This window comes from Halomonas aestuarii (genome assembly GCF_001886615.1).
In the GTDB taxonomy this organism is placed as follows: domain Bacteria; phylum Pseudomonadota; class Gammaproteobacteria; order Pseudomonadales; family Halomonadaceae; genus Halomonas; species Halomonas aestuarii.
This window is the reverse complement of record NZ_CP018139.1, coordinates 1,774,257-1,796,203: the sequence shown is the minus strand read 5'-3', so window position 1 is coordinate 1,796,203 and position 21,947 is coordinate 1,774,257. Positions and strand designations below refer to the sequence as shown.

Here is a 21,947-nt window from a genome sequence, read left to right as displayed (position 1 = left end):
CCCGGCTCAATCTGACGCGGCCGCGGCGCGCTCCCGCGCCTCGGCCCGGGCCCGCGCCGGACGCGCCATGGCGCGCTGCCGGTAGGCGTCCAGGGCGGGCGGCAGGCGCTTCTTGAACTGCACGGCCCAGCCCAGGGTGTGGGCCAGCAGCAGGTCCGCCAGGGTGAAGTGATCCCCCACCAGCCAGCCCTCGCCGTCGAAGCGCCGTTCCAGGGCCCGGATCGCCCGCTGGAACTCCCAGGCGGCGGTCGGCAGCACCGCCGGCACGCGCTGCTCGCCCGGCAGCGCGAACTTGTGCTTGGCCTGGGTCCAGAGCGCCTGCTCCAGCTCCCCGATGATGAAGAAGAGCCACTGGTCGACCCGGGCCCGCGCCTCGACGTCCGCCGGCAGCAGCTCGCCCGGCGTGCCGTAGCGCTCCGCCAGGTAGCGACAGATCGCCGCCGACTCGAACAGCGTCAGCTCGCCGTCCATCAGCACCGGCACCTTGCCGTCGGGATGACGCGCCAGGAAGTCCTCGGTCTGCCCTTCCCCGCCCCCCAGGTCGACGTGGCGGCACTCGTACTCCAGCCCCAGCTCCTCCAGGGTCCAGGCGACCCGCAGCGAGCGGGAGGCGGGAAAGCTGTAGAGGGTGATCATCGGGCGGCTCCTGTGCCTGGCATCGATCCCAACACGCTAGCGCACCCCGGGCCCCATGACGAGCGCCCCCGCCGGCCCCCTCCTCAATAGGCTGACTCAATCAAGGCCATGGGATACAATAAATATTCTAATGTTTAGCTTGCTATTAATATGCTCGTCATCACGCAACGACACGACGAGGAACGTCCCATGAAGACCAAGATGATGACCGCCACCCTGCTGCTTGCCGCCCTGCCCCTGGCCGCCCAGGCCGACCCGGCCACCGACAAGGCCCTGCAACTGAACCAGGAGCCGCTCTCGACCATCGAGACGGCCGCCTCCGCTCCGAAGGCCGATGACAGGCAGCGCCTGGACGGCGGCAGCGACGCCATGGCCAAGGCCCGCCTGAGGCTCCAGGACCACCGGGTGAAGACCGACTTCGCCTCCAGCGATGACGACTACCGCCTGGCCCGCGAAGCCACCAGCTGAGGCTGAGGCCCGTCCAGCAACACAAAAGCCCCCGGATCTCCGGGGGCTTTTTCGTGGGCGGACGCTCCGAGGCGCGTCGCCCCCCCCGCGCGCAAGGGGTCAGGCGAGCGCGCGCGCCTTGCGGATCCGCTCGTAGGCGTTGCCGATCTCGCCGGTTCGCTCCTTGGCCACCTCCCGCATGCTCTCGGGCAACCCCTTGGCGGCCAGCTTGTCGGGGTGGTTCTGGCTCATCAGGCGACGATAGGCCTTCTTGACCTCGGCATCGCTGGCCTCGGCGTCGACCCCCAGCACCTGGTAGGCATCCTCCAGGGAGAGGCCCTGTTCGCCGGCCGCCTCGGGACCGCCGCGCAGCATGGCCTCGATCTGGGCGATCTCGGCCTCGGAGCAGCCCAGGCCCCGGGCCACGCGCAGCAGCATCTCATGCTCGGCGGGGTGCAGCTGGCCATCGGCGGCGATCGCGGCGAGCTGGACCTGCAGGAAGACCTGCAGCAGGGCACGCTGGCGGCCGACGACCTGGCGCACCCTGGCCAGTTCCGCCTCCAGGTCGAAGTCCGCCGCCTTGCCGCGGTTGAAGGCGGTGCGGGCCTGGGCACGCTGGGCCTCGTCGAGCCGCAGCCGGTCCCACAGCTTCCGGGAGGCCTCCAGCTCGTCCTCGGTGACCTGGCCATCGGCCTTGCACATGCAGCCCATGACCGCGAAGGTCGAGTCGAGGAACTGTGTCCGGGCCCCGACCAGCTGGCCCAGCAGGCTCCTGCGCAGTCGCCGCACGAGCCAGTAGCCGAGACCGCCGCCGATCAGCAGCCCCAGGGGGCCGCCGACCAGGAAGCCTATTGTCGCACCGATCAGTATCAGGAAGAGCATCACAGCCTCGTACAGGAAGGTGGGAGGGATCAGGACAGCCGGGCGCGTATCGACGCCTCGATGCCGTCGGCGTCCAGGCCGCACTCGGCGAGCAGCTCGGCGGGCTTGCCGTGCTCGACGAAGGCATCGGGCAGCCCCAGGTTGAGCACCTCCACCCGCACGCCCTCGGCCATCAGCAGCTCGTTGACGGCGCTGCCGGCCCCGCCGGCGACCACGTTCTCCTCCAGGGTCACCAGCAGGTCGTGATAGCGCGCCGCCGCCAGCACCGCCTCGCGGTCCAGCGGCTTGATCGAGCGCATGTTGAAATGGGTGGCGTCGAGGCGCTCGGCGACCTCGCCGGCGGCCCCGTTGAGGCTGCCGAAGGCCAGCAGGGCGATGCCGCCCCCCTGGCGTCGCATCTCGGCGCTGCCGATCTCGATGGGATCCAGGTGGCGAGGGGTCGGCACGCCCGGGCCGGTCCCCCGGGGATAGCGCACCGCCGCCGGCCCGGGGTGCTGGTAGGCGGCGCTGAGCATCGCCCGGCACTCGGCCTCGTCGGCGGGCGCCAGCACCACCAGCCCCGGGATGCAGCGCAGGTAGGAGAGGTCCAGGCTGCCGTGGTGGGTAGGGCCGTCCTCGCCCACCAGGCCGGCGCGGTCGATGGCGAAGGTGACATCGAGATCCTGCACCGCCACGTCGTGGATCAACTGGTCGTAGCCGCGCTGCAGGAAGGTGGAGTAGATCGCCACCACCGGCTTCATGGCCTCGCAGGCCAGGCCCGCGGCGAGGGTCACCGCATGCTGCTCGGCGATGGCCACGTCGAAGTAGCGGTCGGGGTACTCCTTCGAGAAGCGCACCAGGTCCGAGCCCTCGCGCATCGCCGGGGTGATGCCGATCAGCCGCTCGTCCACCGCTGCCATGTCGCAGAGCCAGTCACCGAAGACCCGGCAATACTTCTGCTTGTGGCTCGGCTGCTGGCTCGCCGGCTTGAACGGCGGGGGCGTCTCGCCGTTCTTCTCCAGCTTGGTAATGGCGTGGTAGCCGATGGGATCGGCCTCGGCGGGCAGGAAGCCCTTGCCCTTGCGGGTCTTGACGTGGAGGAACTGCGGCCCCTCCAGGTCGCGCATGTTGCGCAGGGTATGCACCAGCAGCGGCAGGTCGTGGCCGTCGATGGGCCCGATGTAGTTGAAGCCCAGTTCCTCGAAGAGCGTGGCGGGGCTGATCATGCCCTTCATGTGCTCCTCGGTGCGCCGCGCCAGCTCCAGGGCGCCGGGCAGGTGGGAGAGCACCTTCTTGCCGCCCTCGCGCATGCTGGTGTAGGGCTTGCTGGTGAGGATGCGCGCCAGGTAGCTGGCCATGCCGCCGACGTTCTCGGAGATCGACATCTCGTTGTCGTTGAGCACGACCAGCAGGTTGGCGTCGACGTGCCCGGTATGGGCCAGGGCCTCGAAGGCCATGCCCGCGGTCAGGGCACCGTCGCCGATCACCGCGCAGACCCGGCGGGACTCGCCGCGGGTCCGCGCGGCCAGGGCCATGCCCAGCGCCGCCGAGATCGAGGTGCTGGAGTGGCCGACGCCGAAGGTGTCGTACTCGGACTCCGCCCGCCGGGGGAAGGCGGCCAGGCCGCCGTACTGGCGAATGCGGGTCATGGCGTCACGGCGGCCGGTGAGGATCTTGTGGGGATAGGCCTGGTGGCCCACGTCCCACACCAGGCGGTCATGGGGCGTCTCCAGGGCCTGGTGCAGGGCCACGGTGAGCTCCACCACGCCGAGGCCGGCGCCGAAGTGGCCGCCGGAGACGCCCACGCTGTAGAGCAGGTAGGCGCGCAGCTCGTCGGCCACCCGGGCCAGCTGGCCGGCGTTCATGGCGCGCAGGGCGGCCGGCGTATCCAGGGTATCGAGCAGCGGCGTGGCCGGACGCTCGACGGGAATGTCATCGAACAGCTTCATGTGGGCCCTGTGGTGTCAGTGGTCACGCTCGATCATGTAGCGGGCCAGGTCGGCCAGGGGTTGGGCGCCCTCGCCCAGCGGTGCCAGGGCCGCCACGCCCTGTTCGACCAGGTCGAGGGCCCGCCTGCGGGCCCCCTCAAGCCCCAGCAGGCTCGGGTAGGTCGGCTTGGCCCGGGCGGCATCGGCCCCGGAGGTCTTGCCGAGGGTGGCGGTGTCGCCAGTCACGTCGAGGACGTCGTCGTGGATCTGGAAGGCCAGGCCGATGGCATCGGCATAGGCGTCCAGGGCGGCCAGCCGCGGGTCCGCCTCGTCGACCGCGACCAGGCCGCCGAGGCGCACCGCCACGCGGATCAGGGCCCCGGTCTTGTGGCCGTGCATGGCCGCCAGCGCGGCCACTTCCGGATGCCCGCCCACGGCGGCCAGGTCCAGCGCCTGGCCGGCCACCATGCCGTCGCGCCCGGCCGCCCCGGCCAGGCTGGCGACCAGCACGCCCGTCCGCGGATGGGCGCTTCGCGCCAGCACCTCGAAGGCCAGGGCCTGGAGCGCATCGCCGGCGAGGATGGCGGTGGCCTCGTCATAGGCCCGGTGCACCGTGGGCTGCCCGCGACGCAGGTCGTCATCGTCCATGGCCGGGAGGTCATCGTGAACCAGCGAGTAGGCATGGACCAGCTCCAGCGCCATGGCCGAGGCGTCCAGGTCGTCATCCGCGGCGCCCAGGGAGCGGCCGGCCGCATAGACCAGCACCGGCCGCAGCCGCTTGCCGCCCACCAGCAGGGCGTGGCGCATGGCCGACTCCAGGCGCGGCGAGGGCGCGGCACGCTCCTCGAAGAGCGACGCGAGGCGGGCATCGACCCGGGCACGGTCCGCGGCCAGCCTGGCCGCCAGCTCGTCAGCGCTCACTATCGTCCTCCGCGGGCGGCGCAGCGAAGGGCTGCAGGTCGACGCCGCCCGACTCGCCCTCGGTGAGGGTCCGCACACGAAGCTCGGCCTCGTCGAGCCGGCGCTGGGCATCGCGGGTCAGGCGCACGCCCTGCTCGAAGGCCGCGAGCGACCCCTCCAGCGACAGCTCGCCGGACTCCAGCCGCTCGACGAGTTGCTCCAGCCGCTCGACGGTGGCAGCGAAGTCGGCCGGTGCCGGCTCGTCACCGCCCCCGTCCCCGCCTTGACTGTGATGTTCCGCCATCGCCTCTCTCGCCGGTGGATGTTCCTGGGGCGGACAGTATACACGCTCTCCCCCCCGGGGCGTCTGCCCCGGCCACCGGCACGACATGCACGCCACTCATCCGTGGCACAGAGCATTTTCATCCTGGCTCATGCCGGCTGTGGTAGAATATGTGCCCTGTTCCGAGCCTGTCTTGCCCCGGGCAACGCGTCACCGGCGGGCCCAGGCTCATCAGCATCTTCATGACACATGCATGCGGCGCGCGCCGACGAAGGGGTTGAATCGACCATGGCCAAAACGTCCCTGGACAAGAGCAAGATCAAGATCCTGCTGCTCGAGGGCGTCCACCAGAGCGCGGTGGACAATCTTCTCAATGCCGGTTACACCAACATCGAACACCTGCCGACCTCGCTGGACGAGGCATCGCTGATCGAGAAGATCCGCGATGTCCACTTCATCGGCATCCGCTCGCGGACCCAGCTCAACGAGCGCGTCTTCGAGGCCGCCGAGAAGCTGGTGGCGGTGGGCTGCTTCTGCATCGGCACCAACCAGGTCGATCTCGACGCCGCCCTGGTGCGCGGCATCCCGGTGTTCAATGCCCCCTTCTCCAACACCCGCTCGGTGGCGGAGCTGGTGCTGGCCGAGGCCATCATGCTGCTGCGCGGCATTCCCGAGAAGAGCCACCGTGCCCACCAGGGCGGCTGGCTGAAGTCGGCCAAGAATTCCCATGAGGCGCGCGGCAAGACCCTGGGGATCATCGGCTACGGCAGCATCGGCTCGCAGCTCTCGGTACTCTCCGAATCGCTGGGCTTCGACGTCATCTACTACGACGTGGTGACCAAGCTGGCCATGGGCAACGCCCGCCAGGTGGGCAGCCTCGAGGAGCTGCTGGCCCGCGCCGACGTGGTCAGCCTGCACGTGCCGGACCTCGCCTCCACCCGCTGGATGATCGGCGAGGCGGAGATTGCCCTGATGAAGCCGGACAGCATCCTGATCAACGCCTCCCGCGGCAGCGTGGTGGTGATCGAGGCCCTGGCCGAGGCCCTGAAGGCGGGCCGCCTCGCCGGCGCGGCCGTCGATGTCTTCCCGGTGGAGCCCAAGGGCAACGACGAGGAGTTCCAGAGCCCGCTGCGCGGCCTGGCCAACGTCATCCTGACGCCGCATATCGGCGGCTCCACCCTCGAGGCCCAGGAGAACATCGGCATCGAGGTCTCCGAGAAGCTGGTGACCTACTCCGACAACGGCACCACCGTCAGCTCGGTCAACTTCCCCGAGGTCGCCCTGCCGGCCCACCCGGGCAAGCATCGCCTGCTGCACATCCACGAGAACGTGCCCGGCGTGCTCTCCGAGATCAACCGGGTGCTCTCCGAGAACGGCATCAACATCCTCGGCCAGTACCTGCAGACCAACGAGCGCATCGGCTACGTGGTCATCGACGTCGACAAGGACTACGGGGCCCGGGCCCTGAAGGCCCTCAGCCAGGTGGCCCACACCAAGCGGGTCCGGGTGCTCTACTCCGAGTCCAGCTTCGAGGGCTGATCCGACCCAGCCGCCGGGAAGACCCAGCGTAACGCCTGCCGCCGCGTCATCGACGCGGCGGCTTTTTTCGCGATAATGGAACGCCGCAGGAGGATCTCCTGCCGTCATTCACCTGTTCAGGAATACGCCCATGCCCACCGGACCGGCCTATCTGATCGTGGTGCTGGTATGGGCCACCACCCCCCTGGCCATCAAGTGGAGCGCCGAGGCGGGGGCCCCGGTGGGCAGCGTGATGCTGCGCATGCTGATCGCGCTGATCGTCGGCCTGCTCATCCTGCTGGTGAGCCGCCATCGCCCACGCCTGGATCGCCGGGCCTGGCTGAGCTATGCCGCGGCCGTGCCCGGCGTCTTCGGCGCCATGGCGCTGAGCTACCACGCCTCCCGGCACCTGCCCTCGGGGATGCTGTCGGTGATGTTCGGCATGGCCCCGCTGATCTCGGGACTGATCCTCCAGGCGCTGCCCGGGGCCATCCGGCTGCGCCGCTGGCACTGGGTTGGCTGTGGCCTGGGCCTGGCGGGGCTCGGCGTGGTGTTCGCCGACAGCCTGACCCTGGGCGGTGGCCAGCAAGGGGCGCTTGTGATGATGCTGGTGGCGGTGACGCTCTTCAGCGGCAGCGGCATCGCCGTGCAGCGCGTGGCGGCGGGCCTCGGTCCCCTGGAGCAGACCGTCGGGGCCCTGGCCATGAGCCTGCCGTGCTTCCTGGCCCTCTGGCTGGCCAGCGGCGAGCCCCTGTCCATCCCGCTCAGCGAGCGGGGGCGCTGGGCGGTGCTCTACCTGGCCGTGTTCGGCTCGCTGGTGGGCTTTCTCTGCTACTACCTGATCCTCTCGCGGCTGCATGCCGCCACCGTGGCGCTGGTCACCCTGATCACGCCCGTGCTGGCCCTGGGCCTGGGCATGACCCTCAACCAGGAGCAGCCCTCGGCCTCGATGCTGGCCGGCGCGGCGCTGATCCTGGTGGCCCTCGGCGCCTACCTGTTCGGCGACCGCCTGACCCGCCGCATGGCCGGGTCGCCGGACTGATCGGCCGTGGCTCATCGGGGGACCGTCTTTGGTCGAAGGCCTGACGAAAGCGGTGCGCCTGGCGCTAGGCTGGGGGCTGTCCCCTATCCCGGAGCCCCCGACATGCCGGATGACACCCCCCTGGTACGGCGCCACGACCTCGACGGCGTCACCACCCTGACGCTGAACCGCCCGAGGCAGTTCAATGCCCTCTCCGAGGAGATGCTCGAGGCCCTGGGCGCGGCCCTCGACGGACTGGCCGGTGACGAGCAGGTGCGCTGCGTGGTGATCGCCGCCGAGGGCCGCGCCTTCTGCGCCGGCCACGACCTCAAGCAGATGCGGGCCACCCCCGATGAGGCCTACTACCGGCGGCTCTTCGCACGCTGCTCGGCGGTGATGCAGGCTATCGTCGCCCTGCCCGTGCCGGTGATCGCCCGGGTCCAGGGGCTGGCCACCGCAGCGGGCTGCCAGCTGGTGGCGACCTGTGACCTGGCGGTGGCGGCCCGCTCGGCCCGCTTCGCCGTCTCGGGGATCAATGCCGGGCTGTTCTGCTCCACCCCGGCGGTGGCCCTCTCCCGCAACGTCGGCCGCAAGCGGGCCATGGAGATGCTCTTCACCGGGGAGTTCATCGACGCCGACCAGGCCCGCGACTGGGGGCTGGTCAACCGTGTCGCCGACGACGAGGCTCTCGACGAGGCGCTGGATGCGCTCACGGCCAGCATCTGCGCCAAGAGCGCGGTAGCGGTGCGCACCGGCAAGACGATGTTCCACCGTCAGCTCGCCCTGCCACTGGACGAGGCGTACGCCTACGCCGCGGAGGTCATGGCCTGCAACATGATGGCCGAGGATGCCTGCGAGGGGATCGATGCCTTCATCGAGAAGCGTTCGCCCGAGTGGCGGCACCGCTGAGTTCACGGCGGCGTCGCCGGATGGAAGCCATTTCCGAAACCGCGACAGCGCCCGGCCGACACGGTATCCTGTGCCCCTGAGAACAGGCGTCAGGAGGCAATCCGGGTGAACGAAGGCAAGCGCAGGACAGCGGGACGGCCCGCCGGGTCGGGCAAGAGCACCAGCGGCCATAGCCAGTCGCTGGTGCGCGGGCTCAACCTGCTCGAGCGCCTGGCGGCCAGTCCCGGCGGCCTGGCCCTGTCCGAGGTGGCCGAGCAGGCGGACCTCGCCCCCTCCACCACCCACCGGCTGCTGCAGGCCCTGCAGAGCCAGGGGTTCGTCACCCAGGACAGCGAGCTCGGCGTGTGGAAGATCGACGTCAAGACCTTCCGCATCGGCAACAGCTTCCTCGAGGCCCGCGACTTCGTCGGCACCAGTCGCCCCTTCCTGCGCCACCTCACCGCCCAGACCGGCGAGACGGCCAATCTCGGCGTGCGCGACGACGGCACGGCGGTGTTCCTGGCCCAGAGCGAGTCGCCGCAGATGATGCGCATGATCACCCGGCTCGGCTCCCGGGCACCGCTGCACGCCTCCGGCGTGGGCAAGGCCCTGATGGCCTGGCTGCCCGAGGACGAGCTCGAGCGCATCCTCGACGAGCGGGGCCTGGCGCGGGTCACCGAGAACACCCTGCACACGCCCGATTCGTTGCGCGAGGGGCTGGCCGAGATCCGCCGCCAGGGCTTCGCCTGCGACCGCGAGGAGCACGCCATCGGCCTGCACTGCGTGGCCGCCTGCATCCACGACCAGCACGGCATCCCGCTGGCCGCCATCTCCGTCTCCGGGCCGGTGGCGCGGATTCCCGAGGAACGGCTGCTCGAGCTCGGCCAGCTGGTGCGCGAGACCGCCGCCGAGATCACCGCCCGCCTGGGCGGGCGGGTGCCGGAGGCCGGGTAGGCGATCGGGGCCCCGTGTCGCGAGATGGCTGAAGCCCTTTCCCCGGGGCGTTACACTAGCGCCCGTTCCCACAGCCGAGGCCGCCGTGATGTCCCACCTGCTCTCCATCGACTCCCTGTCCCGTGACGACATCGATCACCTGATGCGCGTCGCCACCCGCATGGAACCCATCGCCCAGCGGCGCAAGATCACCCGGGTGCTGGAGGGCGCCGTGCTCGGCAACCTCTTCTTCGAGGCCAGCACCCGCACCCGGGTCAGCTTCCATGCCGCCTTCTCCCGGCTCGGCGGCAGCGTGTGCGACACCACCGGCTTCACCTTCTCGTCCATGGCCAAGGGCGAGTCGCTCTACGACACCAGCCGGGTGATGAGCGGGTACTGCGACGCCATCGTGATGCGCCACCCGGACCAGGGCTCGGTGGCGGAGTTCGCCGCCGCCACCCACGTGCCGGTGATCAACGCCGGCGACGGCCCGGGCGAGCACCCCAGCCAGGCGCTGCTGGACTTCTACACCATCGACAAGGAGTTCACCCAGCAGGGCAAGACGCTCAGGGACGCCCACGTGCTGATGACCGGCGACCTGAAGTACGGCCGCACCGTGCACTCGCTGATCAAGCTGCTGGCGCGCTATGCACCGATGCGCATCACCCTGGTGGCCCCGCCCGGCCTCGAGATGCCGCACCACCTGATCGAGCGCGTCAGCCGCCAGGGGCTGACCGTGGAGGTCCGCGAGAGCCTGGCCGGGGACTTCTCCGACGTGGACGTGGTCTACACCACCCGCATCCAGAAGGAGCGCTTCACCGCCGAGATGAGCGAGGGCTTCAACCTCTCGCGGGACTTCACCGTGGACCGGGCCTTCCTGGACAGCCGCTGCAACGCCTCCACCATCGTCATGCACCCGCTGCCCCGGGACAGCCGACCCGAGGCCAACGACCTCGACGTGGACCTGAACGGCGACCCGCGCCTGGCGATCTTCCGCCAGACCGACAACGGCATCCCGGTGCGCATGGCGATCTTCGCCACCCTGCTGAAGGTCGAGGACCGGGTCGAGCAGGACCTGCGCGACGTGCCCTGGTACGTGCCCCCCACCGTGGGCGTGGACGATACCCGCTTCTAGGCGGACGCTCGCCGCCCTTTCCCCTGCTCACAACGACTGCCGCCCGGGCCATGGCCCGGGCGTCGCGATTCAGGACGGTGGGGAAGGAGCTCAGCGCGGCGGCAGCCCCTCGTCCCGGGCGAACCAGCCCTCCAGGATCAGCACCGCGGCGATGCCGTCGACGCTCTCCTGGCGGTAGTTGCCGCGGTGGCCGCCCTCCCGGGCGATCGCCTTGGCCTCGCGGGTGGAGCCGCGCTCGTCGACCATCTCGCAGGGAATGCCGAAGCGGCCATAGAGCCGCTTGCCGAACTTGCGCGCCCGGGTGCTCATGACCGACTCGCTGTCGTCCATATTGAGCGGCAGCCCCACCACGAACAGATCCGGGCGCCATTCGTCCACCAGCCGGGCCACCTGCGCCCAGTCGGGGATGCCGTCCCGGGCCGGCAGCGGCGCGAGCTCCCGGGCACTGCCGATCAGCTCGTTGCCGACCGCCACGCCGATGCGCCGGGTGCCGAAGTCGAAGGCCAGGATCAGCCGTGAGCCGGCATCGGCCATCAGTGCGTCCCCTCCATCAACACGCTCCTCGATCAGCCACGCCCCGGCATCAGGAGTGCCCCGCCTCGCGGGTCATCAGGTTCAGGTCGACGCCCAGGATGCCCGCGGCGGCGCCGAGGCGCTGCTCCGGCGGCACCGAGAAGAGGATCTCGGCGCGGCCCTCCACGGTGAGCCAGGCGTTCTCCTTGAGCTCGTCCTCCAGCTGGCCGGCCTCCCAGCCGGCGCAGCCCAGGCAGACCAGGAACTGCTCGGGGCCCGTGCCGTCCGCCAGCGCCTGGAGGATGTCCATGGAGGTGGTCAGGGCGATGTCCTCGGCGACCTGGATGCTGGAGTCCCAGGGCTCGCTGGACCCGCGGTGCAGGATGAAGCCGCGATCCTTGTGGGTCGGGCCGCCATAGTAGACCGGCGCCTGGCGATGGGGGCTCTCGTCGCCTCCCAGCTCCAGCTGCTCGAACAGGGCGTCCAGGGTCAGTTCCAGGGGCCGGTTGACGATCACGCCCATGGTGCCGTTCTCGTCATGGTCACAGAGGTAGCTGATGCTGCCGGCGAAATTGGGGTCTTCCAGATGCGGCATCGCCAGCAGGAAGTGGTTTTTCAAGCCGAAGTGTTGCACGGATTGCATGGGACTCCCCGGCGGACCTATTGCACGCCGTAATGATTGCCTTGGCCGAACCGCCAGACCCGCGTGATGGACAGGCTGTCCAGGTTGCCCATGCCCCGGTCGAAGGGCCGGTAGGGGGCGGCACCGTGCACCGTGTCCAGAGCCGCCTGGTCGAGTTCGGCATGTCCCGAGGATTGTATCACCTCTGCCTGGCGAACCTGACCGTCGCGGCCGACGACCACGCGGATGCGCAGCTGCCCCTCCAGCTCACGGGGGGCCGGGTGCACGCGATTGCCGTAGTCCTCGACGCGACGGGTCCAGTCGTCGATGTAGCGGGCCTCGGCGGCCTGCTGCGCGGCAGGACGCCCCTCGCCCGGCTGGTCGCCGGCGAAGTCGGGCGAGAGCCCCTGGTCGCGGATGCTGGAGGTGGCCTGGGCGAGCAGGTCGCGCCCCGAGGCCGAGGGGGCCGTGGCGGTGGGCGGCGCCGAGGTCTCGGCCGGCTGGGGGGCGCTCTCGCGCGGCTCGGGCGTCGCCTCGGCCTCGCGGGGGAGCTCGGCGGCCGGGGGCTCGGGCGCCTCGGTGGGGAGGTCGGGGTCGGGGCGAGCGGCACTCTGCGGCTCGGCCGGCGTGGCCGGATCCACCTCGGGCTCGGCGGCCTGCAGCTCGGGCAGTTCCTCCATCGGGGCGGCCCGGGCCTCGGCCGGCGCCTGCTCCTGGGGGGTGCCGGCGGCGCGCTGGTCGGCCTCGGCGATGGCCTCGGCGTCCACGGGCGCCTCGGCCGGGCGGCTCACCAGCACCACATCGACGCTGGTCTGCTCGACGGGAGCCGGGGCGAACTGGCGGCTCGCCACCACCCCGATCACCACCAGATGCAGCAGCAGCGCCAGCGTCCAGGCGAGCCAGTGCCGGTGGGCCCCGCTGACCGGGGCGTACTGGATCGGATCGCTCAGGGTGCTGGACATGGCCACCGGCCTCCCGGGTCAGCCCTGCTCGCCGAGCCGACGCTCGATGGCATCCATCAGCAGGCCGGCGATGTCGGTGCCGCGCTGGTCATCGATCTCGCGCACGCAGGTGGGGCTGGTCACGTTGATCTCGGTGATGTAGTCACCGATCACGTCGAGGCCGACGAACATCAGCCCCTTCTCGCGGATCACCGGCTGTACCTGCTCGATCAGCCAGTGGTCGCGGGCGGTGAGCTCGCGGCTGACCCCCGTGCCGCCGGCGGCCAGGTTGCCGCGGGTCTCACCGGCCATGGGCACCCGGGCGAGGCCGTAGGGCACCGGCTCGCCGTCCACCAGCAGGATCCGGGTGTCGCCCTCGGAGATCTCGGGGATGTAGCGCTGGGCCATGATCTGGCGCTGCCCGCGATCGCTCAGCATCTCGATGATGGACCCGAGGTTGCGGCCCTCGGGGCGCACGTGGAAGATCCCGCTGCCGCCCATGCCGTCCAGCGGCTTGAAGATCACGTCGCCGTGCTCGGCATGGAAATCCCGCAGCACGCGCTCGTCGCAGGAGACCACGGTGGGGGTGCAGCAGTGGGGGAACTGCTGGGCGAAGAGCTTCTCGTTGCACTCCAGCAGCGCCTGGGTGGGGTTGACCACCAGCACGCCCTCGCGCTCGGCGAAGCCCAGCAGGTAGACGGCATTGAGGAAGTGGCCGTCGACCGGGGGATCCTTGCGCATCAGGATGACGTCGAGCGTCGCCAGGGGCTCCGCCTCGGGCTCGCCCAGGTCGAACCAGTGCCCGGGGTCGCGATGCACGTCGAGGCGGCGCATCCGACCGAAGGCGCGCCCCTCGCGCAGGAAGAGGTCTTGCTGCTCCAGGTAGTGCAGCGACCAGCCACGATCCTGGGCGGCCCACAGCATGGCCAGGCTGGTGTCCTTCTTGTAGGTGAGGTCGGCGATGGGATCCATCACCACGCCGACCTTCAAGGGGCGATCGCTCATCGGGCAGGGCTTCCAGGGTTCAGGGAGTGGATGCCCGCAGTATGCCGCAGGGCCCGGGACAACACCAAGGCGCTCAGGGGTCCTCCTCTCCCTCGCCGCTCGGCGCCAGGCGAATCCCGCCGGGCTCCAGGAGGATCCGCCGCTGCTTGTAGAGCCGCCCGATGGCCTGCTTGAAGGCGTTCTTGCTCACGCCCAGGCGCGCCTTGATCTCCCCCGCCGGGGAGGCGTCGCCCAGCGGCAGGTAGCCACCGCTCTCACGCAGGGCCTTGAGCACCTGCTCCCCGACCACGTCGATCCGCGCCGGGCCCGGCGGCAGCAGTGACAGGTCCAGGCGACCGTCGTCACGGCGCCGCTTCACGTAGCCGGTGAGCCGCTGGCCACGGCGCAGCGGCCGGTTCACGTCGTCGCGGTAGAGCAGTCCCCAGAACCGCTGGTCCACCGCCACCTTGTACCCCAGGTCGGTCGCCTCGGCGATCACCAGTGCCACCTCGTCACCCGCCGCCAGGCCCTCGGCCTCGTCCGCCAGGAAGCGGTCGAGGCGCTGAGAGGCCACCGGCCGGCCCTGCTGGTCCTCGTAGATCATCACCAGCACCCGCCGGCCGACGCTGGGGCGGAAGCGCTGCTCGCCGTAGGGCAGCAGCAGGTCGCGGGGATGCCCCCAGTCGAGGAAGGCGCCCGTCTCGTTCACGGTCACCACCTCGAGGTAGGCCACCTCACCGACGGCGGCTCGAGGGGCGCGAGGGGGGCGTGCCGCGGCAGGGCGCGACGAGGGGGAGCGCGGCGGGCGTCGGTCGCGGGAATCGGACATGGCGGGAATCCAGTGGTGGGTGGAGGATGGCCGTGACGGCGCGCGGGGGTCAGAGGTCCCCGAAACGGTACTGCAGCAGCGACAGGGCCACCACCGGCGCGGTCTCGGTGCGCAGCACGCGCGGCCCGAGGGCGAGAGGCGCGAAGCCGGCGCCACGGGCGGCCTCGACCTCAGCCTCGGCGAGCCCGCCCTCCGGGCCGATCAGCAGGGCGGCGGTGGCGGGGGCCTCGGCCTCGGCCAGGGCGCCGTCGGTGCCGGGATGCAGCACCAGGCGCAGCGCCTCGTCGCGACCGGCGAGCCAGTCGGCCAGGCCGGTCGGGGGGTGGACGGGCGGCAGGGTCGCGCGGCCACACTGCTCGCAGGCGCTGGCGGCCACGGCCTGCCAGTGCGCCAGCTTCTTCGCCTCGCGCTCGCCCTTGAGGCGCACGTCGCCGTGATCGGTGTAGAGGGGGGTGATGGCGGCCACTCCGAGCTCGACCGCCTTCTGGATGGCGTAGTCCATGCGATCCCCCTTGGAGATCGCCTGGCCGAGGTGCACCGACAGCGGCGACTCGCCGCGTCCGCGCTCTAAAGCCTCGAGGCGCGCCACCACCCGCTTGCGGGAGGCCTCGACGATCACCGCCCTGGCCTCCTGGCCGGCGCCGTCGAAGAGGCGCAGCTCGGCCCCCTCGCCCAGCCGCAGCACCCGCGCCACATGGCGGGCCGGCCCCTCGGGCAGAACGACGTCGCCGCCGACGTGGAAGTCGGCGGCGACGTGGATGCGCGGCGCCTTCATGGGCGGCAATCGCTCATGGTTACGGCCCCCGGCTTACTGGGTGGCCTGCTCGCCCGACGCCTGGGCCTGCTCGGCCTCGCGCTTCTTCTTCTGGGCGTAGATCGCCTCGAAGTTGACCGGCGCCAACATCAGCGGCGGGAAGCCGCCCCGGTTGACCAGGTTGTCGATGCACTCGCGGGCATAGGGGAACAGCACGTTGGGACAGAAGGCGCCCAGGGTATGGTCGAGCTGCTGCCCCTCGATGCCGCCGATGCGGAACAAGCCGGCCTGCTCGACCTCGGCCAGGAAGGAGGTGGTGCCCTCCTCGCTGTGGGTGACCTGGGCGGTAACCTTGATCACCACCTCGTAGAGCCCTTCACCGACCTGCTGGTGGGTGGTGTTCAGGTCCAGGCCCACCTTGGGCTTGAACGGCTGCTGGAAGATCGCCGGCGAGTTGGGGGCCTCGAAGGAGAGGTCCTTGACGTAGATGCGCTGCAGGGCGAACTGCAGCTGCGGCTTGTCCTGCTGGCCGGACGCCTGGCCGTTGGCGCCGGCGTTCTGGTTGTTCTCTTCCGCCATGGGAAAGGTCCTTTATCCGGTGAATACGTGACGGCGATGCGTCGCTGGTGCGTGCTGCCTATTTCTTGACGACCGGCAGGCCATCCGCCTGCCACTGGGCCATGCCGCCCCGGAGCTTGAGCACGCGCTCGAAGCCCGCCTTGGTGAGCTTGGCCTGGGCGACGCCGGCACTCTGGCCGTGCTTGCAGGCCACGATAATCGGCTTGCCCTTGAACTTCTCGAGTTCGCGCATGCGCTCGTCGAGCTTGCTCTGGGGAATGTTGCGCGCGCCGGCGATGTGGCCCGCCTTGAAGTCATTGGCCTCGCGCAGGTCCACCACCACGGCGTCCTCGCGATTGACCAGCTGAGTGGCCTCGCCGGAGGTCACGCCTCCGGTGCTGCTGTTGCGGACCTCGTAGGCGACCCAGGCGGTCAACACCACCAGGAAGGCCCCCACCAGCAGGGGATGATTCTGCACGAATTCGAACAGCTGATCGATCATGGGTTCGGCTAACTCTTTTTCGGGTGCTCGGTGAACGGGGCCGGCCAGTCGCGGCGGCGGACAGTATACACGAAGCCGCGTCGCGCCGCGGCCCGGACGCCGGCCAAAATGACGTCCGGCGGTGCCGTGCGATATGATGCCGCAAGCAGATGCAAGTCGCGACCCTGGTGACGGCCCGTGCGGCTGCCGGGAGCGACCACGACAACGAGGCCCTCCCCATGACCGAACCCCGTACCCCGCGTCCGGTAGCCCTTATCATCCTCGATGGCTACGGCCACAACGAATCGCCCGACGACAACGCCGTCCTCGCCGCCCGCACGCCGGTGATGGACCGCCTGTGGCAGGAGCAGCCCCACACCCTGATCCATACCGACGGGCGCTTCGTGGGCCTGCCGGATGGCCAGATGGGCAACTCCGAGGTCGGCCACATGAACCTCGGCGCCGGGCGCATCGTCTACCAGGACTTCACGCGCATCACCAAGGCCGTCGAGGACGGCGAGCTGGACACCATCGACGCCCTGACCGCGCCGATCGATGCCGCCGTGGCCGCGGGCCAGGCCGTGCACCTGCTCGGCCTGCTCTCGCCGGGCGGCGTCCACAGCCATGAGGAGCACATCCTGGCCATGGCCGAGATGGCCGCCCGCCGCGGGGCCCGGCGGATCCTCGTCCACGCCTTCCTCGACGGCCGCGACACGGCACCGAAGAGCGCCATGGCCTCGCTTGAGCGCACCAATGCCCGCCTCGCCGAGCTGGTGGGCCCCGAGAACGGCTTCGTGGCCTCGATCATCGGTCGCTACTTCGCCATGGACCGCGACAACCGCTGGGACCGCGTCGAGAAGGCCTACCGCCTGATCACCGAGGCCGAGGGCGAGTTCACGGCACAAAGCGCCGAGCAGGGCCTCGAGCAGGCCTACGCGCGCGGCGAGACCGACGAGTTCGTCACCGCCACCAGCATCCGTCCCGACGGCGCACCGGTGGCCATGGCCGACGGCGATGCCGGCATCTTCATGAACTTCCGCGCCGACCGGGCCCGGGAGCTGACCCGCGCCTTCGTCGAGGACGGCTTCGCGGGCTTCGAGCGTCGCGTCCGGCCGGCGCTCGCCGCCGAGGGCCTGGTGATGCTGACCCAGTACGCCGCGGACATTCCGGCCCCGGCCGCCTTCCCCCCGGCGGAGCTCGTCAACACCCTGGGCGAGGTGATGGAGAAGCGCGACCTCACCCAGCTGCGCATCGCCGAGACCGAGAAGTACGCCCACGTCACCTTCTTCTTCTCCGGCGGCCGCGAGGCGGAGTACCGGGGCGAGACCCGGGTGCTGGTGCCCTCCCCCCAGGAGGTCAAGACCTACGACGAGAAGCCCGAGATGAGCGCCGTGGAGGTCACCGACCGCCTGGTGGAGGCCATCGATTCCCACCACTACGACCTGATCGTCTGCAACTATGCCAACGGCGACATGGTCGGCCACACCGGCAACTTCGACGCCGCCGTCAAGGCCATCGAGGCCGTGGACGCCTGCGTCGGCCGGGTGGTGGAGGCGATCCAGCGCGCCGGGGGGGCCTGCCTGGTGACCGCCGACCACGGCAACGCCGAGCAGATGATCCACCCCGAGACCGGGGCGCCCCAGACCGCGCACACCACCTTCGAGGTGCCGCTGGTCTACGTCGGCCCCCGCCCGGCTCGGCTGCTCGACGACGGCCGGCTCTGCGACATCGCGCCGACCCTGCTGACGATGATGGACCAGCCGATCCCCGAGGAGATGACCGGCCGCGTGCTGATCGAGTTCGACTGAGCCGGGCCGAGGAGCCAGGGAATGGCGACCGCTGGCGCGACCCCGTCAAGCAGCCTGCCGGGCCGGGTGCCGGGCCTCGTCCTGGCCGTGTGCCTGATCCTGGGCCTGACCCTGGGCATGATTTCGACGCTTCCCGCCGCGCCGTCCGAGCAGGAGGCCCAGGCGCGCCTCGACGCCCTCGGCGAGGAGATCCGCGCCGCCTCCGGGCGACTCTCCACCACCCGGGAGGCCCGTGACGAGGCCAGCGACGCCCTGCGCGAGGTGGAGACCGCCCTGGCCGAGACCCACCGCCGCCTCGACGCCCTCCAGGCCGAGCGCCGCGACCTGAATGACGAGATCGCGGACCTCGAGGCGCGGCGCGAGGCGCTCGCCGACGAGCGACGCGAGCAGGTCGAGGCGCTGAAGGTCCAGCTCGACGCCTTGTACCGCCTGGGCCTCACCCCCCAGCTCAAGCTGCTGCTCAACCAGGACGACCCGTCCCGGCTCGACCGCCTGCAGCACTACCTCAACCGCCTGGCGCGCGCGCGCCACGAGCGGCTCGACGCCCTGAAGCGCCTGGATGCGGAGCTCGCGGACACGCGCCGGGCCCTGGAGCAGCGCGGCGAGCGACTGGCGGCCGTGGCGGAGGAGCTGGCCGAGCGCAGCGCCGACCTGGCCGACCAGATCCAACGCCGCGCCTCGCTGGTGGCCGAGCTGGACGAGCGCTTCGCCAGCGAGGAGGCGCGGCTGGCGACCCTCGCCCAGGACCGCGCCCATGCCGAACGGACCCTGCGCGAGGTGCAGGAACGGCTGGCACGCCTCGAGCGCCCGCCCCCCTCCACCGCCATCGAGCAGACCCGGGGGGACCTGCCCTGGCCGGTCCAGGGGCGCATCGTCTCTTCCTTCCACAACGGCGAGGGCGTCCACCTCAACGGCCTGCTGATCCGCGCCGCCGAGGGCACCCCCGTCACGGCCGTGCATCCGGGCCGGGTGGTCTTCGCCGACTGGATGCGCGGCTTCGGCAACCTGCTGATCGTCGACCACGGCGACCAGGTGATGACCCTACATGCCCACCTGCAGCGCTTCACCACCGGCGTCGGAGCCGAGATCTCCCGCGGCGAGACGCTGGGCGCGGTGGGAGCCAGCGGCGGCCAGGGCCAGCCGGGCCTCTACTTCGAGGTGCGCCGGAACGGCGAGCCCATCGACCCGCGGAGCTGGATCGCCGGCCGGCCGTGAGGCCGGCTATTCCATAGATGCCGGGCCGCGAGCTATGCTGGGCTGCCCTCACCGGAACCGCGAGAGTCTGCATGCCCCTACGTCCCGCCGCACGGCCCACCGTGATGCACCGCCTGGTGTCGGTGCTGCTGCCGACCGCCCTGCTGGCCATCGCCCCCCTTCCCGTCGCCGCCCAGGACGCGTCGAGCCAGGACGATGCCCTGCCGGTGGCCGAGATCCAGGCCTTCGCCGAGGTGTTCGAGCGCATCAAGCGCGCCTACGTGGAGGAGGTCGAGGACAAGGAACTGCTGCGCAATGCCATGCGCGGGATGCTCAGCGAACTCGATCCCCACTCCACCTACCTGGACAGCGAGGAGTTCGAGAGCCTGCGCGAATCCACCCAGGGCGAGTTCGGCGGCGTGGGCATCGAGGTGGGCATGGAAGACGGCCAGCTGACGGTGATCACGCCCATCGACGACACCCCGGCCTTCCGGGCCGGCCTGCAGTCCCGCGACCGGATCCTGCGCATCGACGACACCCCCACCGACCGACTCTCGCTGCAGGAGGCGGTCAACCTGATGCGGGGCGAACCCGGTACCCAGATCCGCCTGACCATCCTTCGCCAGGGCGAGAATGCCCCGAGGGAGGTCACCCTGACCCGTGAGGTCATCCGCACCCGGAGCGTGAAGAGCGAACTGCTGGAACCCGGCTATGGCTACCTGCGGGTCAGTCAGTTCCAGAACCGCACCGGCCAGCAGGTGGTCGACGCCATCCGACAACTGGAGGACGACGGACCCCTCGACGGCCTGGTCCTCGACCTGCGCAACAACCCAGGCGGGGTGCTGCAGGCCTCGGTGGACGTGGCCGACGCCTTCCTCGACAGCGGGCTGATCGTCTACACCGAGGGCCGCCTGCCGGACAGCGAGATGCGCTTCTCCGCCGGTCGCGAGACCGCGGCCCCCGACGTTCCCCTGGTGGTGCTGATCAACGGCGGCAGCGCCTCGGCGGCGGAGATCGTCGCCGGCGCCCTTCAGGACCAGCGCCGCGGAGTGGTGATGGGCACCCAGAGCTTCGGCAAGGGCTCGGTGCAGCAGATCATGCCGCTGGGCAACGGAGAGGGGCTCAAGCTGACCACGGCGCTCTACTTCACGCCCGATGGCCGCTCGATCCAGGCCCAGGGCATTGCCCCGGACGTGGAGGTGATCCGCGGCCGCCTCGAGGTGGCCGAGAGCAGCAACCTGGACGTGCGGGAATCGGACCTGGCCGGCCACCTGCGCGCCCCGGACGCCCAGCGCGCCACCAGCGAGGTGAGCCAGCGGCTGCGCGAGGACTACCAGCTGGGCGAGGCCCTCAACCTGCTCAAGGCCCTCAACGTGCTCAGCCAGCGTCGCGGCGGCTGACCGGCCGACAGGAGGCCGGCAGGCGGCCGCGATGGCCGGTCGCCTGCTGCATCAGCAGCCGCTTGACCGGCCCGAGCCGGTCCACCCCGGAGAGTCCCAGGTTGCGCGCCAGCGTCAGGGCCGGATGGCGTGCCCCGAACAGCAACCGGAAGCCGTCCATCAGCGCCAGCATGGCCGCGTTGTCGCCGCGGCGACGACGGGCGTAGCGCGCCAGCACGTGCTCGTCGCCGGGCGACAGCCCCCGGCGGCGCCCCTCGACCACCTCCTCGGCCAGCACCGCGGCATCCATCAGTCCCAGGTTCACCCCCTGGCCCGCCAGCGGGTGGATGCTGTGCGCCGCATCCCCCACCAGGGCGAAGCCCGGCCGCACGTAGTGCTCGGCGTGACGCTGGATCAGCGGCACCGCCAGGGCCCGGTCGACCACCGTCACCTCCCCCAGGCGATGCTCGATGGCCGCGCCCAGCGCCCGGCCGAGATCGTCCGCGGTCAGGGCCGTCAGGCGCTCGGCCTCGGCCGGCGTCGTGGACCACACGATGGAGCAATGGCCGTCGTCGCCCTCGATGTTCAGCGGCAGGAAGGCCAGCGGCCCCGTCGCCAGGAAGACCTGGCGCGCCACGCCGCCATGCCCGAGGCGCGTCCGCACCGTGGTGACCACCGCCACCTGGCCCGTGTCGCGCTCGCTGACCGCGATGCCGGCCTTCTCGCGCAGCGCCGACCTGGCACCGTCGGCGGCCACTACCAGGGGGGCCTGGAGACGGTCGCCATTCTCCAGCACGACCGTTCGCCCATCGTCGAGGCCGGCCACCCGGGCGCCGAGCCGGACCGTGACCGTCGGCAGGTCGGCCAGGCTCGCCTCCAGGGCGGCCAGGGTCACGTCGTTCTCGACGATATGTCCCAGCAGCGGCACCCCGGCCTGGTCCGCCGAGAAGTTCACCTCCCCGCTGCCCTCGCCGTCCCATACCTGCATGAAGCGGTAGGGGCTGACCCGGCGGGCGGCCATCCCCTGCCAGGCGCCCAGCCCCTCCAGCAGCTGCCGGGAGACCGGGGTCAGGGCGCTGACGCGCATCGAGGGCCGCCCCTGCCCCACGGCGTCGGCGTCGAGCGGGGCCTTGCGGGCATCCAGCAGGGCCACCGATAGCCCTGCCCGACCCAGCAGGCAGGCCAGGGCGCTGCCCACCATGCCGCCACCGACGACGATCACCTCGAACGGCGTCGGCACGCGTCCCTGTTCTTCGCTCATAGCGTCTGCTCCTCGTGATGGCCCCGATGGCCATGCTGTCCGTTCACCCTGTGGATGCCCACGCGTCGCCCCT

23 protein-coding genes are annotated in these 21,947 nt (G+C 71.0%); 9 read left to right on the top strand and 14 right to left on the bottom strand.

Features of this window, described 5'->3' with window-relative positions; genetic code table 11:
• Positions 1-6 precede the first annotated feature (6 nt).
• Positions 7-636: a glutathione S-transferase family protein gene (locus tag BOX17_RS08245; RefSeq protein ID WP_071943485.1), complete on the bottom strand. Its 630-nt coding sequence runs from the start codon at positions 634-636 to the stop codon at positions 7-9.
• 189 nt (positions 637-825) lie between these two features.
• Between BOX17_RS08245 and BOX17_RS08240 the strand changes: the two genes are divergently transcribed.
• Positions 826-1,104, top strand: coding sequence for a hypothetical protein (locus tag BOX17_RS08240; RefSeq protein WP_071943483.1), 279 nt, complete (start codon positions 826-828; stop codon positions 1,102-1,104).
• A 99-nt stretch (positions 1,105-1,203) separates the two neighbouring features.
• Here BOX17_RS08240 and djlA read toward each other — a convergent pair whose 3' ends face one another.
• The 4 genes from djlA to BOX17_RS08220 are packed head-to-tail and all read right to left on the bottom strand — an operon-like array spanning position 1,204 to position 5,076.
• Entirely contained in the window at positions 1,204-1,965 is a 762-nt protein-coding gene (djlA, locus tag BOX17_RS08235; RefSeq protein ID WP_071943481.1) for a co-chaperone DjlA, read from the bottom strand.
• A gap of 29 nt (positions 1,966-1,994) precedes the next feature.
• Positions 1,995-3,893: a 1-deoxy-D-xylulose-5-phosphate synthase gene (dxs, locus tag BOX17_RS08230; RefSeq protein WP_071943479.1), complete on the bottom strand. Its 1,899-nt coding sequence runs from the start codon at positions 3,891-3,893 to the stop codon at positions 1,995-1,997.
• 15 nt (positions 3,894-3,908) lie between these two features.
• Entirely contained in the window at positions 3,909-4,796 is an 888-nt protein-coding gene (locus BOX17_RS08225; RefSeq protein ID WP_071946765.1) for a farnesyl diphosphate synthase, read from the bottom strand.
• Positions 4,783-5,076 (bottom strand): exodeoxyribonuclease VII small subunit, encoded by a 294-nt coding sequence (locus tag BOX17_RS08220; protein ID WP_071943477.1) that lies wholly within the window; start codon positions 5,074-5,076, stop codon positions 4,783-4,785. The genes BOX17_RS08225 and BOX17_RS08220 overlap by 14 nt, the downstream gene beginning before the upstream one ends.
• Before the next feature lie 267 nt (positions 5,077-5,343).
• Between BOX17_RS08220 and serA the strand changes: the two genes are divergently transcribed.
• From serA to pyrB, 5 genes are all read left to right on the top strand, one after another.
• The gene (gene serA, locus BOX17_RS08215; protein ID WP_071946763.1) at positions 5,344-6,594 is read left to right on the top strand and encodes a phosphoglycerate dehydrogenase; all 1,251 of its coding nucleotides are present in this window, start codon (positions 5,344-5,346) and stop codon (positions 6,592-6,594) included.
• Between the two features lie 130 nt (positions 6,595-6,724).
• A complete protein-coding gene (locus BOX17_RS08210; protein WP_071943474.1) occupies positions 6,725-7,615 on the top strand; it encodes a DMT family transporter in 891 nt (296 codons plus the stop codon).
• Positions 7,616-7,717: 102 nt separating this feature from the next.
• Positions 7,718-8,503, top strand: coding sequence for an enoyl-CoA hydratase (locus BOX17_RS08205; RefSeq protein WP_071943472.1), 786 nt, complete (start codon positions 7,718-7,720; stop codon positions 8,501-8,503).
• Between the two features lie 105 nt (positions 8,504-8,608).
• Positions 8,609-9,436: an HTH-type transcriptional regulator BhcR gene (gene bhcR, locus BOX17_RS08200; RefSeq protein WP_071943470.1), complete on the top strand. Its 828-nt coding sequence runs from the start codon at positions 8,609-8,611 to the stop codon at positions 9,434-9,436.
• A gap of 85 nt (positions 9,437-9,521) precedes the next feature.
• Entirely contained in the window at positions 9,522-10,550 is a 1,029-nt protein-coding gene (gene pyrB / locus BOX17_RS08195; protein ID WP_086830719.1) for an aspartate carbamoyltransferase, read from the top strand.
• A 90-nt stretch (positions 10,551-10,640) separates the two neighbouring features.
• Here pyrB and ruvX read toward each other — a convergent pair whose 3' ends face one another.
• The 8 genes from ruvX to BOX17_RS08155 form a co-directional block, all read right to left on the bottom strand.
• Complete coding sequence (gene ruvX, locus BOX17_RS08190; protein ID WP_071943466.1) at positions 10,641-11,084, bottom strand: Holliday junction resolvase RuvX; 444 nt, start codon at positions 11,082-11,084, stop codon at positions 10,641-10,643.
• Positions 11,085-11,133: 49 nt separating this feature from the next.
• On the bottom strand, positions 11,134-11,706 hold the full coding sequence (locus tag BOX17_RS08185) for a YqgE/AlgH family protein (RefSeq protein ID WP_071943464.1): 573 nt from the start codon (positions 11,704-11,706) through the stop codon (positions 11,134-11,136).
• A gap of 17 nt (positions 11,707-11,723) precedes the next feature.
• Positions 11,724-12,647 (bottom strand): TonB family protein, encoded by a 924-nt coding sequence (locus BOX17_RS08180; protein ID WP_071943462.1) that lies wholly within the window; start codon positions 12,645-12,647, stop codon positions 11,724-11,726.
• An 18-nt stretch (positions 12,648-12,665) separates the two neighbouring features.
• Complete coding sequence (gene gshB / locus BOX17_RS08175) at positions 12,666-13,631, bottom strand: glutathione synthase (RefSeq protein ID WP_071943460.1); 966 nt, start codon at positions 13,629-13,631, stop codon at positions 12,666-12,668.
• Positions 13,632-13,704: 73 nt separating this feature from the next.
• Complete coding sequence (locus BOX17_RS08170) at positions 13,705-14,439, bottom strand: CvfB family protein (RefSeq protein ID WP_071943458.1); 735 nt, start codon at positions 14,437-14,439, stop codon at positions 13,705-13,707.
• A gap of 49 nt (positions 14,440-14,488) precedes the next feature.
• Positions 14,489-15,214 (bottom strand): 16S rRNA (uracil(1498)-N(3))-methyltransferase, encoded by a 726-nt coding sequence (locus BOX17_RS08165; RefSeq protein ID WP_071943456.1) that lies wholly within the window; start codon positions 15,212-15,214, stop codon positions 14,489-14,491.
• A 33-nt stretch (positions 15,215-15,247) separates the two neighbouring features.
• On the bottom strand, positions 15,248-15,772 hold the full coding sequence (gene secB, locus BOX17_RS08160) for a protein-export chaperone SecB (protein WP_071943454.1): 525 nt from the start codon (positions 15,770-15,772) through the stop codon (positions 15,248-15,250).
• Between the two features lie 58 nt (positions 15,773-15,830).
• Positions 15,831-16,253 (bottom strand): rhodanese-like domain-containing protein, encoded by a 423-nt coding sequence (locus BOX17_RS08155; RefSeq protein ID WP_071943452.1) that lies wholly within the window; start codon positions 16,251-16,253, stop codon positions 15,831-15,833.
• A 218-nt stretch (positions 16,254-16,471) separates the two neighbouring features.
• Here BOX17_RS08155 and gpmI point away from each other — a divergent pair, with 218 nt between their 5' ends.
• The 3 genes from gpmI to BOX17_RS08140 all read left to right on the top strand — a co-directional run bounded on the left by gpmI (position 16,472) and on the right by BOX17_RS08140 (position 20,634).
• On the top strand, positions 16,472-18,040 hold the full coding sequence (gene gpmI, locus BOX17_RS08150; RefSeq protein ID WP_071946759.1) for a 2,3-bisphosphoglycerate-independent phosphoglycerate mutase: 1,569 nt from the start codon (positions 16,472-16,474) through the stop codon (positions 18,038-18,040).
• A gap of 21 nt (positions 18,041-18,061) precedes the next feature.
• Positions 18,062-19,255, top strand: coding sequence for a murein hydrolase activator EnvC family protein (locus BOX17_RS08145; RefSeq protein WP_083582114.1), 1,194 nt, complete (start codon positions 18,062-18,064; stop codon positions 19,253-19,255).
• A gap of 71 nt (positions 19,256-19,326) precedes the next feature.
• Positions 19,327-20,634, top strand: coding sequence for a S41 family peptidase (locus tag BOX17_RS08140; protein ID WP_071943450.1), 1,308 nt, complete (start codon positions 19,327-19,329; stop codon positions 20,632-20,634).
• Here BOX17_RS08140 and BOX17_RS08135 read toward each other — a convergent pair.
• The gene (locus BOX17_RS08135; RefSeq protein ID WP_071943448.1) at positions 20,612-21,874 is read right to left on the bottom strand and encodes a UbiH/UbiF/VisC/COQ6 family ubiquinone biosynthesis hydroxylase; all 1,263 of its coding nucleotides are present in this window, start codon (positions 21,872-21,874) and stop codon (positions 20,612-20,614) included. The genes BOX17_RS08140 and BOX17_RS08135 overlap by 23 nt on opposite strands.
• Positions 21,875-21,947 lie beyond the last annotated feature (73 nt).

Excerpts from the sequence above, each read along its gene's own strand:
- BOX17_RS08180 (WP_071943462.1), bottom strand. The coding sequence starts at position 12,647 with ATGTCCAGCACCCTGAGCGATCCGATCCAGTACGCCCCGGTCAGCGGG.
- BOX17_RS08220 (WP_071943477.1), bottom strand. The coding sequence starts at position 5,076 with ATGGCGGAACATCACAGTCAAGGCGGGGACGGGGGCGGTGACGAGCCG.
- serA (WP_071946763.1), top strand. The coding sequence starts at position 5,344 with ATGGCCAAAACGTCCCTGGACAAGAGCAAGATCAAGATCCTGCTGCTC.
- djlA (WP_071943481.1), bottom strand. The coding sequence starts at position 1,965 with ATGCTCTTCCTGATACTGATCGGTGCGACAATAGGCTTCCTGGTCGGC.
- BOX17_RS08140 (WP_071943450.1), top strand. The coding sequence starts at position 19,327 with ATGCCCCTACGTCCCGCCGCACGGCCCACCGTGATGCACCGCCTGGTG.
- secB (WP_071943454.1), bottom strand. The coding sequence starts at position 15,772 with ATGGCGGAAGAGAACAACCAGAACGCCGGCGCCAACGGCCAGGCGTCC.
- dxs (WP_071943479.1), bottom strand. The coding sequence starts at position 3,893 with ATGAAGCTGTTCGATGACATTCCCGTCGAGCGTCCGGCCACGCCGCTG.
- gshB (WP_071943460.1), bottom strand. The coding sequence starts at position 13,631 with ATGAGCGATCGCCCCTTGAAGGTCGGCGTGGTGATGGATCCCATCGCC.
- BOX17_RS08135 (WP_071943448.1), bottom strand. The coding sequence starts at position 21,874 with ATGAGCGAAGAACAGGGACGCGTGCCGACGCCGTTCGAGGTGATCGTC.
- ruvX (WP_071943466.1), bottom strand. The coding sequence starts at position 11,084 with ATGGCCGATGCCGGCTCACGGCTGATCCTGGCCTTCGACTTCGGCACC.
- BOX17_RS08245 (WP_071943485.1), bottom strand. The coding sequence starts at position 636 with ATGATCACCCTCTACAGCTTTCCCGCCTCCCGCTCGCTGCGGGTCGCC.
- BOX17_RS08155 (WP_071943452.1), bottom strand. The coding sequence starts at position 16,253 with ATGATCGATCAGCTGTTCGAATTCGTGCAGAATCATCCCCTGCTGGTG.
- BOX17_RS08240 (WP_071943483.1), top strand. The coding sequence starts at position 826 with ATGAAGACCAAGATGATGACCGCCACCCTGCTGCTTGCCGCCCTGCCC.
- BOX17_RS08205 (WP_071943472.1), top strand. The coding sequence starts at position 7,718 with ATGCCGGATGACACCCCCCTGGTACGGCGCCACGACCTCGACGGCGTC.
- BOX17_RS08210 (WP_071943474.1), top strand. The coding sequence starts at position 6,725 with ATGCCCACCGGACCGGCCTATCTGATCGTGGTGCTGGTATGGGCCACC.
- BOX17_RS08165 (WP_071943456.1), bottom strand. The coding sequence starts at position 15,214 with ATGAAGGCGCCGCGCATCCACGTCGCCGCCGACTTCCACGTCGGCGGC.
- gpmI (WP_071946759.1), top strand. The coding sequence starts at position 16,472 with ATGACCGAACCCCGTACCCCGCGTCCGGTAGCCCTTATCATCCTCGAT.
- BOX17_RS08145 (WP_083582114.1), top strand. The coding sequence starts at position 18,062 with ATGGCGACCGCTGGCGCGACCCCGTCAAGCAGCCTGCCGGGCCGGGTG.
- BOX17_RS08170 (WP_071943458.1), bottom strand. The coding sequence starts at position 14,439 with ATGTCCGATTCCCGCGACCGACGCCCGCCGCGCTCCCCCTCGTCGCGC.
- BOX17_RS08185 (WP_071943464.1), bottom strand. The coding sequence starts at position 11,706 with ATGCAATCCGTGCAACACTTCGGCTTGAAAAACCACTTCCTGCTGGCG.